This is a genomic window from Streptomyces sp. NBC_01622, from assembly GCF_045209635.1.
Classification (GTDB): domain Bacteria; phylum Actinomycetota; class Actinomycetes; order Streptomycetales; family Streptomycetaceae; genus Streptomyces.
Genome location: NZ_CP109293.1, coordinates 7,677,369 through 7,691,984, shown reverse-complemented (window position 1 = coordinate 7,691,984; position 14,616 = coordinate 7,677,369). Strand labels below are relative to the sequence as shown.

Genomic DNA, 14,616 nt, shown 5'->3' with positions numbered 1-14,616 from the left:
CGGCGACCAGGCGCCTGGGCCGAGCACCGGTCTTCACGTCGGCCCGCAGGCGCCATGGCTCCCCCACTCCTCGGACTTGCTGTCGGCCGCGGGTGCGTGGGGGCGGGCCGGGTACGCCAACTGATCGTACCGGCGTCCTCAGCCGCTGCCGGCCCCTGCCTCGTCTCCGGTCCCGTCCTGACGGACCGGCACCAGCACGGTGAACATGGTGGGACGGCGGCCGGTCAGGGAGAGTCTGCCGCCGAGGGTGACGGTGAGGTCCCGGGCCAGGGCGAGGCCGATGCCCTCTCCCTCTCCGTCACCGGTGTGGCCGCGCTCGAAGGGCCGGGTCGTCTCGATGGCGCCCTCGTCGGCGACGTCGAAGGCGAGGGCGTCACCGAGGTCCCGGACCGTGAGGCGGACCGTGCCCCGGCCGTGCACGCGCGCGTTGTCCAGCAGGATGCCGAGGATCTCGGCGACCGGGGCACCGGGGACGCGGGCGTCGCACGGCGTGTCACTCGTGGTGCACAGCAGTCGCCTGCCGTCGCGGGCGAACAACCCGTGCCAGTGGTCCTCGGTCTCCCCCATCAGCCGTGCGACCGGCACGGACGGGGCCCGAGTGCCGGGCACGCCGGGGGAACGGGACAGCCGCAGCACCTCCTCCACCGTGCCGTGCAGGCGACGGGTGGTGGCCAGCGCCTCCTCCAAGGCGGGGCGCAGCAGGGCGTCGTCGTCCTGGGCGAGGCCCGCCTCCAGGGTGAGCTGCAGTCCGGTCAGCGGGGTGCGCAGCTGGTGGGAGGCGTTGTCGGTGAAGTCCCGTTCGTGGCGCAGGAGTTCGGTGAGGCTGTGCAGCATCTCGTTGTGGGTGCGGGCGACCTGGTCGATCTCGGCGATGCTGCTGGGTGTGGCGCGTGCGCTCAGGTCGCCGGCGGTGACGGCCCGGCTGTGGCGGGAGAGGTCCTCCAACGGGGCGGCCAGCACCCGCGCCTGGCGGCGGGCGACCAGGACCGCCACGGTCAGGGCGAGGGCGCAGGCACAGGCGAGGACGGCCCACACGGCGAGGACGCGTGCGCGTACGGCGTCGGTGGTCGAGGAGGCGCGTACGACGCCGATGACCTGCTCGGCGTGCGACACCGGCACGGTGACGGTGAGGTCACCGCCCGAGTGACCGCGCACCACCGTCGCGCCGAGGGCCCGCCGCACCGCCGCGTCACCGGTCCTGGGGCCGCTGCCCGCCCGCAGGCGCAGGTGGGTGTCGTACAGGCCGAGGCGCCCTCCGGCCGGCGGGGCGGGCAGTTCGACCGGATCGCCGGTCGTGTAGTCCGGGCTGACCCGCACGGCACCCGACAGAGCCGCGCGCTCCAGGGTGTCGCGCTGGTCCGCGTAGAGGGACGACCTGATGGCCAGGGCCAGCGGGACGGCGAGGAGGACCACGGCGACCAGGGCGGCGGTGAGGGCGACGCGCACCACACGCTGTCTCATGCCCTCATCCTGCGGGCCGCCGGCCTGCCCGGAGGCGGTGCGCCACGCGCTTTTGCCGTCGTCTAACCCTCGGCGTGCCGGGCGTTAACCGGCCGCCTCCTAGCGTCGGTGCCATGACCGATCCCCGGTCGCAGGCTTTCCGGGAGGGCAGTGGCCATGGCTCCTGTACGCACATCCGCCGCCGTAGGACTGGCCCTGGTCGCGGCGGTGATCACCGGCTGTTCGGGCTCCGGCTCGCACTCGGGGTCCGCTACGTCCGCCGCCCCGGCCGGCGGGGGCAACGCCAGGGCGACCCCTGCGCCCACCGAGTCGAATCCGCCCGGCGACATCCCCGACAACCAGGTGTACGTGGCGTACCGGCCCGCCGGCGGTTTCACCGGTTTCACGGTGAAGGTGCCCGAGGGCTGGGCCCGTACCGGGCAGGGCGCCACGACCGTGTTCACGGACAAGCTGAACACCGTCCGCGTCACCACGGCCACCGCCTCCGCGGCGCCCACGGTCGGCTCCGTCACGAACACCGTCGTGCCCCAACTCAAGACGCAGGTACCGAAGTTCGCGGGGCCGAAGGTGACCGAGGTGACCCGGCACGCCGGCCATGTCGTCCGGCTGACCTACCAGGGCGACTCCGCCAAGGACCCGGTCACCGGCAAGGTGGTGCGGGACGCGTTCGAGCGGTACGCCTTCTACCGGCAGGGGCATGAGGTGGACCTGACCCTGTCCGGGCCGGTCAACGCCGACAACGTCGACCCGTGGCGGATCGTCAGCGACTCCTTCGCGTGGCGGTGACCGTCATGCCCACCCGGTCGCACGACGACGACGCGCTCACCGCCCGCGAGTTGTACCGCTTCTACCGTGCGGGCGAGGAGGAGACCCTGGCCCTGCGCGGAGTGTCGCTGACGGTGCGGCGCGGCGAGACGGTCGCCGTCGTCGGCCCCTCGGGAGCGGGCAAGTCCACCCTGCTGGCGTGCCTGGCCGGACTCGACGAACCCTCCGGCGGCGACGTCCATGTGGACGGTGTCCGCATCAGCCACCGGCCGGAGACCGAGCGGGCCCGGCTGCGCGCCCGCCACATCGGCGTCCTGCTCCAGAGCCGCAACCTGCTGCCGCACCTGACCGTGCGGGACAACATCCGCCTGGCCCAGCGGGCCGTGCGCGGCCGTCCCGCTGTCGCGGCCGAGGCGCTGCTGGCGCAGGTGGGGCTGGGTCAGCGGACCCGCGCCCTGCCGCGGCAGCTGTCCGGCGGTGAACTGGCACGCGCCGGACTGGCCGTGGCCGTCGCGAACTCCCCCGCCGTACTGCTGGCCGACGAACCGACCGGTGAACTCGACGGCGGCACCGAGCAGTTGGTGCTGCGGATGGTGCGGGAGCGGGCCGCGGACGGCTGTGCGGTGCTGATCGTCACGCACAGCGCGGAGGCCGTCCGGATCGCCGACCGGGTGATCACCCTGACCGACGGACGGGCACGGGAGACACGGGTGGTGACCGATGTCCGACACTGACATCCTCGTCGTCTGCGAGGACGCGGCACTGACCTTCGGACGGGGCCCGACGGCGGTGGTGGCCGTGCACGGGGCCGACCTGAGCGTCCGGCGCGGCGACCGGCTGGCGATCGTGGGCCCGTCCGGGTCGGGGAAGTCGTCCCTGCTGCATCTGCTGGCCGGGCTCGAACGCCCCACCAGCGGCGCCGTCTCCTGGCCCGGCCTCGGCGGGAGCGCCGACATCGGGCTGGTGTTCCAGGCCGACAGCCTCGTCCCCGCCCTGGACGTCGCGGAGAACACCGCTCTTCCCCTCGTCCTCGCCGGCCGGCCGGAGGCACAGACACATCGTCCGGTCGCCGAGGCCCTCGGTCTGGTCGGGGCGGCCGACCTCGCCGACCGGCTGCCCGAGGAGATCTCCGGCGGCCAGGCCCAGCGGGTCGCCGTGGCCCGCGTACTCGCCCAGGAACCACGCCTGATCCTCGCCGACGAGCCCACCGGCCGCCTCGACCACGCCACGGGCGCCCGCGTCCTGGACGCCCTGCTGACAGCGGCGGACCGCACGGGCGCCGCCCTCGTCGTCACGACCCACGACCGCGCCGTCGCCGCCCGGCTCACCGTCCGGCGGGCCATGCGCGACGGACGGCTGCTCGCACCGGAGGACACGCCATGATCACCTCGTGGGCCAGGAGTCTGGCACGCCATCGCGCCGGACGGCTGCTGGCGGCCATGACCGGCATCGCGCTCGCCGTCGCCCTGGTCGCCGCCCTCGGCTCCTTCCTCACCGCCTCGAAGGCGACCATGACCCAGCGCGCCGTCCGCTCCGTCGCCGTGGACTGGCAGGTCGAGGTGCAGCCCGGCGCGGACCCCAACTCCGTTCTGCGGCAGGTCCGCACCGACCCCGGCACCCGGGCCGCCGTCCCGGTCGGATACGCCCGCACCACCGGCTTCACCGCCCGGGTGCAGGGCAGCACCCAGACCACGGGCCCCGGCATGGCCCTCGGCCTGCCACCCGGCTACCGCCACCTGTTCCCCGACGGGATGCGCACTCTCTCCGGCCCGCCCACCGGCGTGCTGCTCGCCCAGCAGACCGCCTCCAACCTGCACGCCGCCCCCGGCGACACCGTCACGATCCAACTGCCGGGCACCGGAGCGCGCCAGGTGCGCGTGGACGGCGTGGTCGACCTTCCCCAGGCCGACTCCCTGTTCCAGAAGGTCGGCGCCCCCACCCAGTCCCAGCCGACCGCACCCCCCGACAACGTCATCCTCCTGCCCGCCGCCCGGTTCACCTCCCTCACCCGCGGCGCCACCGCCCTCACCACCCAGATCCACGTCGCCCGCGACGCCGGCCTGCCCGCCGACCCGGCCGCCGCCTTCAGCACCGTGACCGGCGCGGCCCACCACCTCGAAGCCAAGACCGCGGGCGGCGCCCTGGTCGGCGACAACCTCGGCGCCGCCCTCGACTCCGCCCGCCAGGACGCCCTCTACGCCCAGATCCTCTTCCTCTTCCTCGGCGTACCCGGCGCCGTACTGGCCGCCGCGCTGACCGCCGCGGTCGCCTCGGCGGGCGGCCAACGGCGCCGCCAGGAACAGGGGTTGCTGCGGCTGCGCGGGCTGCGCCCCCGTCAGATCACCACGCTCGCGGGCCTGGAAGCCGCACTCGTGGGCGGCGTGGGCGGAGCCGCCGGCCTGGGCATCGCGGCACTGACCGGACGCCTCGCCTTCGGCGCCGCCTCCTTCGGCGCGAACGCGGCCAGTTGGGTCATCTGGTACGGCATCGCCTTCGTCCTCGGCGCCGCCGTGGCGGCCTGCGCCGTCCTCGTCCCCGCCCTGCGCGACCTGCGCTCGGTGACCGTCGCCGACACCCGCAAGGAGACCGGCGTCCGCGCCACCCGCTCGCCCTGGTGGATGCGCTACGGCCTCGACTTCGCCCTCCTCATCGGCTCGTGGCTGGTCTTCCGCGCCTCCTCCGGCAACCAGTACGCCCTCGTCCTCGCCCCCGAAGGCGTGCCCACCCTCTCCGTCTCCTACTGGGCCTTCCTCGGCCCGGCCCTGCTGTGGATCGGCGCTGCCCTGCTGCTGTGGCGCCTGACCCTGCTCGCCCTCACCCACGGCCGCCCGGCCCTGGCCCGCCTGGCCCGCCCGCTGACCGCCACCCTCGCCGGCACCACGGCCGCCGTACTGTGCCGGCGCCGCCGCCCACTGGCCCGCTCCGTGGTGCTGCTCGCCCTCGCGGTGTCCTTCGCCCTCTCCACCGCCGTCTTCAACGCCACCTACCACCAGCAGGCCGAGGCCGACGCCCGGCTGACCAACGGCGCCGACGTGACCGTCACCGAACCCCCCGGCGCCCACGTCCCGCCCGGCGCCGCGAGCACGCTGAAGGTCCCCGGCGTGCGGCACGTCGAGCCCGTCCAGCACCGCTTCGCCTACGTCGGCTCCGACCTCCAGGACCTCTACGGCGTCCGCCCTGACACCATCGCCCACGCCACCTCGCTCCAGGACGCCTACTTCGCCGGCGGCACCGCCCACCAGCTCATGCGGCGCCTCGCCCAGCGCCCCGACAACCTCCTGGTCAGCGTGGAGACCGTCCACGACTTCCAGCTCTCCCCCGGCGACACCGTCAACCTCCGCATCCAGGACGCCCGTACCAAGGCCCTGCGTACCGTCCCCTTCCACTACGCCGGAATCGTCAAGGAGTTCCCCACCGCCCCCAAGGACAGCTTCTTCGTCGCCAACGCCGCCTACGTGGCCAAGGCGACCGGCAGCGACGCGGTCGGCGCGTTCCTGCTCGACACCGGCGGCACCCACCAGCAGCAGATCGCCGCCCACCTGCGGACGCAACTCGGCACCAGCGCCACCGTCACCGATCTCACCCAGACCCGCGGCACCGTGGGCACCAGCCTCACCTCCGTCGACCTGGCCGGCCTGACCCGCATCGAACTCGCCTTCGCCGTGCTGCTCGCCGCCGGAGCGGGCGGACTCGTCCTCGCCCTCGGCCTGGCCGAACGCCGCCGTACCTTCGCCATCGCCACCGTGCTGGGCGCGAAACCCGGCCAGCTGCGCGGCATGGTCCTCACCGAGGCCCTGCTGCTGACCGCCGGCGGACTGGCGGGCGGCGCACTCATCGGCTGGGCGCTGTCCGAGATGCTGGTGAAGGTCCTCACCGGCGTCTTCGACCCACCCCCGGCGAGCCTGTCCGTGCCCTCCGGCTACCTGATCCTGACCGCGGGCGCCGCGGTGGCCGCCGTACTGGCCGCCGCCCTCAACGGCATCCGCAGCGCGGGACGCCCGGCCGTCGAGGAACTGCGCGACCTGTGACCGTGCCGGACCGGACCGGCGGACCGCCCGCTTCTAGGCTGTCGCCCATGCGCACGCTCTCCGCCGTCGACCGCAGCCGCCCACGCGTCCTGGTCGTCGAGGACGACGACACCATCGGCCGCCACCTTCACACCGGTCTGCGCGGCAACGGCTACGCACCCACCTGGAGCCGCACCGGCTCCGGCGCCCTGGCCGAGGCCGCGCGGTCGTCGTACGACGTCCTGCTCCTCGACCTGGGCCTGCCCGACATGGACGGCCTCGACGTCGCCCGCGCCCTGCGCGCCCGCCGGCCCGACCTGCTGATCATCATCCTCACCGCGCGCACCGACGACATCGACGTCATCGCCGGGCTGGACGCCGGAGCCGACGACTACCTCGTCAAACCCTTCAGCCTCTCCGTCCTGCTCGCCCGGCTCCGCGCCCACCTGCGCCGCCGCACCGTCGCCGCTCCACCACCGGAACCCGTCCGCCTGGCCGACCTCGTCCTCGACGTCTCCGCCCGCCGCTGCACGCTCCACGACGAGGAAGTCCCGCTCCGCCCCAAGGAGTTCGACCTGCTCTCCGCCCTCGCCGAGCACCCGGGCGAGGCCGTGTCCCGGGAGACCCTGATGGCCGAGGTCTGGGACGAGAACTGGTTCGGCTCCACCAAGACCCTCGACGTCACCATGGCCGGCCTGCGCCGCCACCTCACCGAGGCCGCCGACACCGCGGCCCACGCCGGCAGCCTGCCCCGCATCACCACCCTGCGGGGGCACGGCTACCGCCTGGAACTCTGATGCGTGGTCAACGGCGGTGTAGACGAACCAGAAAGCGAGGACTTCGTTGAGACGGAACCAGCGATAGCCGGCTGCCGGGATCAGAATGATTCGCGGTTGTTGATGCTGAGCACATCCAGGGTGCGTTGTGTCGTGAAGTGACCCCCTCTGCCCTCGCTCGCGTCCTGCTCCGCCAGAACACGGCCGAATGGGACGACAGGATCGGCACCGGCCTCGTCGCGATCTGCGACATCACCGAACTACGCCTGGTGCCCCGTGCCGGACGGTGTCTACCGCCGTTCCCGCAGCGTCCAGGAACAACTCACTGCCGAGGGGGAGCACCGCAGCGCGGGCCCGATCGATCTCCTGGTCGCCGCCGCGGAAGAAGCGGAACTCACCCTCCTCCACTACGACCGCGACTTCGAAACCATCGCCCGCACAACAGGCCGGCCAGTCCGCACGATCGACCTCAAGCAGTAGAGCTCGCGCGGCACCGACGAGCACCGAGCTTCTGAGCGACCCGGGCCGCCTGGCGGTCAGTCCGCGGTGGTATGGGCCGTCTCCCGACACCCGAGGTCACCGGGCAGCACTTCCGGATCCTCGTGTCCAGCCAGCGTCCAGAAATCGACGTCCAGACGCTGGTGACCTCAACCAACGCTGATGGCAGAGGACTCGAACTCGCGAGCAGCGGATTCAGCCCCGTGGCCCAAACTCCTGAATCCGCACGCCTGATGAGACGTTTCCGCAGGTCAGAAGCCTGCACAGTGGGGCGGGTGGGACTCGAACCCACGGCCGACGGATTATGAGTCCTGTCCTTGTGGCCCCTCGATGGCCCCTGAGAGCCTTCGAGACGGACACTCGTCACAGCAGCAGCCGCGTCCGTCCAGTTCAGCCAAGAGGATGGGACTTACGCACGATTTTGTCCACCGGACTGCGCATGAACCTGGGTCACAGCTTGCCGATCGGGTCAGCCGAGGACGTAGGTCTCATCGCCGAAGTCAGCGACGATCTTCAGCTTGCCGCCGAGCGCCTTGACGTAGGCAGCAAGGGTGTCGACCTCGCTGCGCTCCAGTTGGCCCTTCTCGATGCGTGAGACGCGGGCCTGGGTGACACCCATGGCTTCGGCAACCTGGACCTGTGTGGTGTGCTGCCGCTTCCGCAACTCGGCGACGCGGTGCACACGGGAGGCCAGGACCATCGCCTGAGCCCCCTTCTGAATCTGGTCCTTTTCGGCATCGGTGAAGGCGAAATCCTCGGCCAGGTCTCCCCAGGAGACGGCCTGCGGGTCCTTGAGGTGATCCGTCATCATGCCCCGTCCTCTCCATCGATTCGCTTCAGATGCTCCGCGTATGCCTGCTCCGCCTGGGGCACCGCGACGCGGTACCAGCCGGACCAGTTGCCCGCCTTGTCACCGCCGACCAGGATCACGGCCTGGCGGTCCGGGTCGAAAACGAACAGCAACCGCACTTCCGTGGCCCCTGCCGAGCCGGGGCGCAACTCCTTGAGGTTCGACAGCGTCGAGCCCTTGATCGTGCCGACCAGAGGCCCGGCCCAGCGGGTTCAGTCTCACCAAGGCCGCGGAGGCCATCGGCTTGCGGTGCCCCAGTGACCGACGCTGCCGTGCAGACCTCCGCACGGTCGCGGCAGACGACTTCCCTCTCCGCCTAGTACTACAGGGCCAGATCGGACGGCAGACCGCGGAATCCCTAGGTGGGCGGCGCGGAAACTGGCGGGCGTCCGCGGCATCACCGGAGCTCGGCACAGCAAGTGGCCCTGTAGTACTAGGACTTGCCGGGCTTCAGATCGCCGATCACCCCGATCCGGATGCCCAGCCACGGATAGGTGTGGTTGTAGAACACGTTGTCCTGCGGCTGCAGCCCGACAGCGGAGGGCCACATCTGGAAGGCCGGTGCGTTGGAGATTCCGCCGTGGAGCCGCCGCCACACCCGCAGGGAGCTCCGTCCGGAGGGGGGCGCCGTGATCGTGTCGGTCCACTCGACCGCGTTGCCACCCTGGTCGAGAGTGCCCCACGGCGAGGTGGTCCTCGCCCCGCCGACCGTGCTGAGGCTGCCCTGGTAGACCTCGGCATAGGTGCTGGGGTCGAGTCCCAATGGGTTGACGGTGGAGCAGGCCTCGGGCTGCAGCTGTCCCGGGCACCAGCTCGGTGCCGGCTTTCCGCTCGCGTGGTACGAGGCCAGTGGCTGGGTCGCCGCGTTGGTGACATCGCCGGTGGCCGGGGTGAGGACGGTGGGGTTGGGGGCGGTCGCGTCTCCGTCGCCGAAGACTCCCGGATTGGTGGGGTACTTCCAGTAGGAGTAGGTGCCGCCGCCGCGCGGGTCGTAGTAAGCCGCCTTGATCCATTCGTCCTGGCTCGGCAGGACGAAGCCCGAGCGGTGGGCTCGGGTCGTATTCGGCCGGGCCAAGTCGTACATCCCGCGCTCGGTCCGCGCCGATAGCCTGACCTGATAAGTGACATAGTTGAAGGGGCCGTTGCTGCTGGACTGCTTAGAGATCAGTCGGCCGTTGTAGAGCGAGTTGACGAAGCGTGCCGCCCTCAGGAAGTTTGCGAAGCCGTACGGCTTGTCCGCCCACTCCGGAAAGGCCACCGAGTAGTGGCTGCCCCTGTCGGCGCTGCGGGAGAAGTTGATCTGGCCGTACCTCGGCCATGCCGACGAACTCTCGGTCTCGTCATAGAGACCGAGGCGGTTGCGTCCCTCGGGATCGGCCGTATTCAGGAACGCCACCCACTGTTTCACGGTGACTTCGAGCTGCCCGATCTCGTAGCGATGGCGCACGCCGCCGACTGTCAGACACTTGCTCGGGGAGGGAGCTTCGGCGCACGAGTGGTACAGGGCGTCCTTGAACGGGACAATGCCCACCGAAGGATTACCGGGCGCGCCGACCTTGGCGGTCCTGAGTGTGATGACCGCGCCCCCAGGAGAGGGGCTGTCCCCAGAGGGACGCGGCTCGGCAGCAGCACCGGAGCCGGCCGTCACGAAGGCGGCGATCAACGACGACAGCCCGCACGTCGCTACGACGGCCCTGCTGAGGCGAGTACGGCGGGAAACGAAGTGCATTGAGCATTCTCTTTTCAGCCATGACAGCCCTCTCCGCGGCAGCGGCCAGCGCGGATCGGACGGACGATCACTCAACGTTTGACGCCACACTAACCTCATTCACTACTCTCCGCTTTCGGCGCGTCACGGAAAGCGCATGGCCAGCCGTGGGAGGCCTGGAATTTCGGTCGCGACCGGGCACGGGAGTGAATCCCATGGGCCGCTCGGTGCAGGAGGAAAGAACGGAAAGCGGGGGTGCCCCTATGACTTTGGCCGAGGGGACGGTCCGTGTCCCTGACAGGCGCGGCGCGGAAGGGCCCGGTTCCTTGTGCTCGGACGCTCTGTCGAGATGTGGCGGCGGTCCGGCGACCGGCCCGAAGCCGGACTCCGAACCGCCGTCAGGTCAGGCCGGTGACGTGCCGACCCGGCCGAGATGCCGGACGATGAACCGGACCGAGTTGTCGACCTCGAATCTGGGCACCTGGTTAGGCCTGCCCGGATAGGCGTGCAACACCTTTTCCTTCGAGGCGCAGGCGTCGAACAATGCGAGACCGGATTGGCGGTTGTTTTCCTCGTCGTCCCACGGGAGCAGGAACTCGATCGGAATGGTGATCTGTCTGGCCGCCTCGGTCAGGGCCTCGTACACGAAGACCCCACCGATGGCCGCAGCGGTGATCCGGGGTTCGATCGCCGTCAACAGCAGCCCGATCGCGGTGCCCAACGTCATGCCGCCGCAGCCGACCGGCGCCTCGGTGCCGATCTCGGGCAGAGCCTGGAGGGCGTCCAGGGTTGCCTGCCATTCCGGCACGGCGCGCTCCGCCAGTGAGCTGTTGCAGTCGACGACGATCGGGCCGATCGGCTCTCCTGCCGCCCGAGCTCGCCCGTAGCGGATTCCCTTCCAACACGCAGAGGCTCCGCCCCGACATACGGATGCTGTTGGCGAATGCGGGCCCGTGCGTGACGTCGGCCTCCAAGACGTGGTTGTGGTCTTGGAGGCCGACGTTGCTGTTTGGGGAGGGTTCGGGTGTCGCTGCGGTCGCAGGAGCCTGGGGAAATTCCGGTGGAGACGGTGCGGGTGGCGAAGGCCCGGTACTCGGTGGCGGAGTCTCTGTGGCCGTTTTCCGTCATGGGCTGACCGTAGAGGGCCTCAAGGTCGGTAACTGTCGTCAAGGCACCCGCCTGACAGTGCTCGTGACGATTCCGCCGGGTCAATCGGCGACAAGGCGGCCGCGGTCCTCGACCTGCCGGCGCACGAGGTAGACACCCGGGGCGTGGCCCATGGCCCCGTGTTCGGGATGCAGGACATAGGCGGTGGCGCTCTCGTGGACGGTGAAACAGCCGACGTCGGCGCCGCCGTCACGTATCGGAGCCCAGGTCACCGGGCCGTCGGCCACGAGCAGGTGGGTGTGCGCACCGTCGCCGGACGACACCAGCGGTATTCCGGCGGCGGGGACCTGCTTGCCGCCCTTCGGCGGCTTGTACCCGATGAGGCCGACCGGGATCAGCCCGACATCGCCCTGACGCTGCAGACCTGAGGAGACTGGGATGGCGGCTTGCCGGTCGAGGTGTTCCAGGACGTCGGTTCCCGCGAGGGTGGAGACGTATCCGAGGGTGCGCTGTTGCTGGGCCATGGGGCTCTCCGATTCAGGTGGCGCGGTCGAGGGTGAGGTACTGCTCGCGGGTAAGGCCGAGCATGCCGGCCGCCGCGGTGATGGGATCGGGCGTGTCGAAGGGCACGAAGAGCCCGTACTGGCGGCGAGTGCCGTCGCGCTCGGGTGTGGCGTTGGTGCACAGCAGGACCCGTACGGTGGTGGCGGGGAACGTCCCGGCGGACAGCTCGTAGAGGGCGAGTTGGTACCCCGGGTTGCCGGGGTCCGGCTCGCTGGAACCGATCTGAAGCAGGCCTGCGGCGGCGATGAACTCGCCCCAGCCCATGCGTTCGATCGCCGCGCGGCGTATCTCGCTGTTGCTCTCCTGCAGGATCCGGTCGGCGTCCCAGTACCCCTCGATCAGGCTGCCGGGAACCTCCCTGCCGTGCCAGGCATGGATCACCCAGCCGTCGGGCCACACAGCTGCCGGTCCGTCAGCGCAGTGGAGACAGCCCTGGGCGTCCTGCCGCAGGATGTCGGGGCGGGAGGTGAGGACGGCGTAGTCGCGGTAGGCCCACCACAGGCCCGCGTGCCGGCTCACCTGCCGCTGTGCACGGACGGTATCCAGACCGGTGACGCCGATGAGTTCCATGGCGTCGGCCCACGCGAACGCCGCCACATCCTCCCCTTGCGCAAATTCATACCGCCAGCGGTGGGGCAACCGGAACAGCGGCACCTCGGGTACCGGGGCGATGCCTGCCTGGGCGGCCACCTGCGCAGCCAGTTCCTCCTGCACCCGAGGCTGAGCCCACGGCTCGGGTTTCCTGCCGCCGGCCGGCCACACCATCGCGCTCTGCGCCTCCATCCGCCAGGTGTACCCGGGGGACAGCTCTCCCACGACCATCGACCCCACTCGCTTGTTCAGCGCGGGGGTCACCTGGGCCTCGGCCCGGCCGACGACCTCTGTGTGGAGGAATTCCTTTCCGGTGCGCAACTGTCCACGTATCCGCCGACGGAACCGGGCGCGCACCCGGGCATATCTTCCGCCCGTCACCGAGGCGATGACCCCGGGAAGCACCGCCTGCCCGATCAGGCCGGCCCATGGAGAGTCGAGCCAGACGATGAACCGTGGGGGCGGCAGCCCGAGGCCCCGGTAAACCTCCCGGACCGCGTCCTCGGCGGCCGCGCGGTCACCCGGCCCGGTCGCCCAGTCGACCGCGTTCCAGTCCTTCCCGATCTCGCGGATGATCGTTTCCTGCTCTTCGGTGATCCTCGCGATCCGCTTGCTGGGTGTCATGGCCGTACCTCCCGGGGACGTTTGTTCATTCTTCCCCGGTCGATGTCCCATCGATCGTCCGATCGTCCGATTCCCCGGTTGTCCGCCCCGGACAGCCTCGGATCATGACAACACCGCACTTCGATGTCGATGCCGGGCTGTGCGACTTCGACGGCGTGCGGGTGTGTCCGCCAACGGCTCTGTCCCGTAATCGATGGCCGATGTCGCTCCAGCAGTCGGGGAACCTGCTCACGGAAGGTCGGTCTCGGGCAGCCCAACGCCGGGCGGACCAGGCATCGCACCTGCACCGCTACCCGCCGACCGTCCCCAGGCACGTCCACCGCATGGGCTTCAGCATGCTCCTGGAAGCCCGGCCCGACATGTCCGTCGTCGGCGAGGCCGCCAACGGCATCCAAGCCGTCCGCAAGACCGCCGAACTACGGCCCGACGTCGTCCTGATGGACGTCCGCATGCCCGGCATGGACGGCATCGAGGCCACCCGCCACGTCATCGCGTCCGGCGGCCGCTCCCGCGTCCCGGTCCTGACCACCTTCGACCTCGACGAATACGCCTACGACGCCCTGCGCGCCGACGCCAGCGGCTTCCTCCTCAAGGACGCCCAGCCCGACGAACTCGTCGCCGGCATCCGCGCCGTGACCGCCGGCGACGCCGTCATCTCACAGGGCCTGACCCGCAAGCTCATCGACGCCTTTAGCGACCACCTCCCCGGCCACAGCCCACAACAGCAACGCCGACTCGCCGACCTCACCCAACGCGAACGCGAAGTCCTCACCGCCATCGCCACCGCCTGGACCAACGCGGAGATCACCGAACGGCTCCACCTCGCCGAATCCACCGTCAAGTCCCACATCAGCCGCATCCTCAGCAAGATCGACGCCCGCGACCGCGTCCAGGCAGTGATCTTCGCCTACGAGACCGACCTCGCCCGACCGATGTGACCCGAGCAGCATCCCGGTGAACGGGCACGATCGTTGAGAGGGTTGATTACAAGTCCGCGCGACGCCACGATCGGCAGCAGCTGCCCGGCTCACTCCGGTCATACGCAGAGGTCCACGGGAGAGGGTCGAGTAGCTCATCGGGACCGTTTCCCCTTCGGGCAGTTTCCTTGCCCCACAGCAATCGCCGGGACGCTCTCCTCGGGACTCGCTCTGGTCCCGTTGTGAGTGGCCAGGAGACGCCGTCGGCCGAGGCACGGCCGCGCCGTCCCGGCCCCTGCACGGCCCCTGGGTCTTGGCATCGGCCGTCAGTGCGGTCACCCGGAGGGCGAGCGACAACCTCGATCAATCACTCCGCCACAGGTCAGACGCCTTGCCGCTTTCCCGAGCACCACCGAACCCCAAACCCACGAGCAGCGGATTCAGTCCGCCCAGGCAAAGTTGACGATCCGACACCCAAAAAAGAACGTTTCCGCAGGTCAGAAGCCTGCACAGTGGGGCGGGTGGGACTCGAACCCACGGCCGACGGATTATGAGTCCTTTGAGGATCTTGGCGGCTCTTGTCGATCTACGCTCATCCTTGACGTTTTCGCAGGTCAGATGCGCTTATCCATGTTGGGGCTAGTCAGCCCTTGTCAGTCTGTTCCTGTCCTTGCGGCCTCAACTCGGCCTCAATGAGGCCCGGCAGGGTCGGGCCGAAGACATAGAGGACGATCGCTCCAGCTCAAGG

Annotated in this window: 13 protein-coding genes and 1 pseudogene; 7 read left to right on the top strand and 7 right to left on the bottom strand. The window is 70.6% G+C overall.

All coding sequences use genetic code 11. The annotated features are described in order from the left end of the window. Window positions 1-138 precede the first annotated feature (138 nt). Window positions 139-1,461, bottom strand: coding sequence for a sensor histidine kinase (locus OH768_RS35570; RefSeq protein WP_406460035.1), 1,323 nt, complete (start codon window positions 1,459-1,461; stop codon window positions 139-141). Window positions 1,462-1,617: 156 nt separating this feature from the next. Between OH768_RS35570 and OH768_RS35565 the strand changes: the two genes are divergently transcribed. The 6 genes and pseudogenes from OH768_RS35565 to OH768_RS35540 all read left to right on the top strand — a co-directional run bounded on the left by OH768_RS35565 (window position 1,618) and on the right by OH768_RS35540 (window position 7,489). Further along, window positions 1,618-2,247: a hypothetical protein gene (locus OH768_RS35565; protein WP_406460034.1), complete on the top strand. Its 630-nt coding sequence runs from the start codon at window positions 1,618-1,620 to the stop codon at window positions 2,245-2,247. Between the two features lie 5 nt (window positions 2,248-2,252). Further along, a complete protein-coding gene (locus OH768_RS35560) occupies window positions 2,253-2,960 on the top strand; it encodes an ABC transporter ATP-binding protein (RefSeq protein ID WP_406460033.1) in 708 nt (235 codons plus the stop codon). Beyond that, window positions 2,947-3,609: an ABC transporter ATP-binding protein gene (locus OH768_RS35555; RefSeq protein WP_406460032.1), complete on the top strand. Its 663-nt coding sequence runs from the start codon at window positions 2,947-2,949 to the stop codon at window positions 3,607-3,609. Before OH768_RS35560 ends, OH768_RS35555 begins: the two co-directional genes overlap by 14 nt. After that, window positions 3,606-6,254: an FtsX-like permease family protein gene (locus OH768_RS35550; RefSeq protein WP_406460031.1), complete on the top strand. Its 2,649-nt coding sequence runs from the start codon at window positions 3,606-3,608 to the stop codon at window positions 6,252-6,254. Before OH768_RS35555 ends, OH768_RS35550 begins: the two co-directional genes overlap by 4 nt. A gap of 47 nt (window positions 6,255-6,301) precedes the next feature. Then, on the top strand, window positions 6,302-7,030 hold the full coding sequence (locus OH768_RS35545) for a response regulator transcription factor (protein WP_406460030.1): 729 nt from the start codon (window positions 6,302-6,304) through the stop codon (window positions 7,028-7,030). Between the two features lie 125 nt (window positions 7,031-7,155). Beyond that, window positions 7,156-7,489 (top strand): annotated as a pseudogene (locus tag OH768_RS35540) (VapC toxin family PIN domain ribonuclease). A 487-nt stretch (window positions 7,490-7,976) separates the two neighbouring features. On the opposite strand, the gene OH768_RS35535 reads toward OH768_RS35540, so the two are convergent. The 6 genes from OH768_RS35535 to OH768_RS35510 form a co-directional block, all read right to left on the bottom strand. After that, window positions 7,977-8,318, bottom strand: coding sequence for an XRE family transcriptional regulator (locus OH768_RS35535; RefSeq protein ID WP_406460029.1), 342 nt, complete (start codon window positions 8,316-8,318; stop codon window positions 7,977-7,979). Further along, complete coding sequence (locus tag OH768_RS35530; RefSeq protein ID WP_406465581.1) at window positions 8,315-8,551, bottom strand: type II toxin-antitoxin system RelE/ParE family toxin; 237 nt, start codon at window positions 8,549-8,551, stop codon at window positions 8,315-8,317. Before OH768_RS35530 ends, OH768_RS35535 begins: the two co-directional genes overlap by 4 nt. A 239-nt stretch (window positions 8,552-8,790) precedes the next feature. Beyond that, entirely contained in the window at window positions 8,791-9,804 is a 1,014-nt protein-coding gene (locus tag OH768_RS35525; RefSeq protein ID WP_406460028.1) for a hypothetical protein, read from the bottom strand. Window positions 9,805-10,468: 664 nt separating this feature from the next. Beyond that, a complete protein-coding gene (locus OH768_RS35520) occupies window positions 10,469-10,873 on the bottom strand; it encodes a hypothetical protein (protein WP_406460027.1) in 405 nt (134 codons plus the stop codon). A gap of 400 nt (window positions 10,874-11,273) precedes the next feature. Then, complete coding sequence (locus tag OH768_RS35515; protein ID WP_406460026.1) at window positions 11,274-11,696, bottom strand: hypothetical protein; 423 nt, start codon at window positions 11,694-11,696, stop codon at window positions 11,274-11,276. 13 nt (window positions 11,697-11,709) lie between these two features. Beyond that, a complete protein-coding gene (locus tag OH768_RS35510; protein WP_406460025.1) occupies window positions 11,710-12,951 on the bottom strand; it encodes a DUF6745 domain-containing protein in 1,242 nt (413 codons plus the stop codon). Window positions 12,952-13,274: 323 nt separating this feature from the next. On the opposite strand from OH768_RS35510, the gene OH768_RS35505 reads away from it, so the two are divergent. Then, on the top strand, window positions 13,275-13,889 hold the full coding sequence (locus OH768_RS35505) for a response regulator (protein ID WP_406465579.1): 615 nt from the start codon (window positions 13,275-13,277) through the stop codon (window positions 13,887-13,889). Window positions 13,890-14,616: the final 727 nt, after the last annotated feature.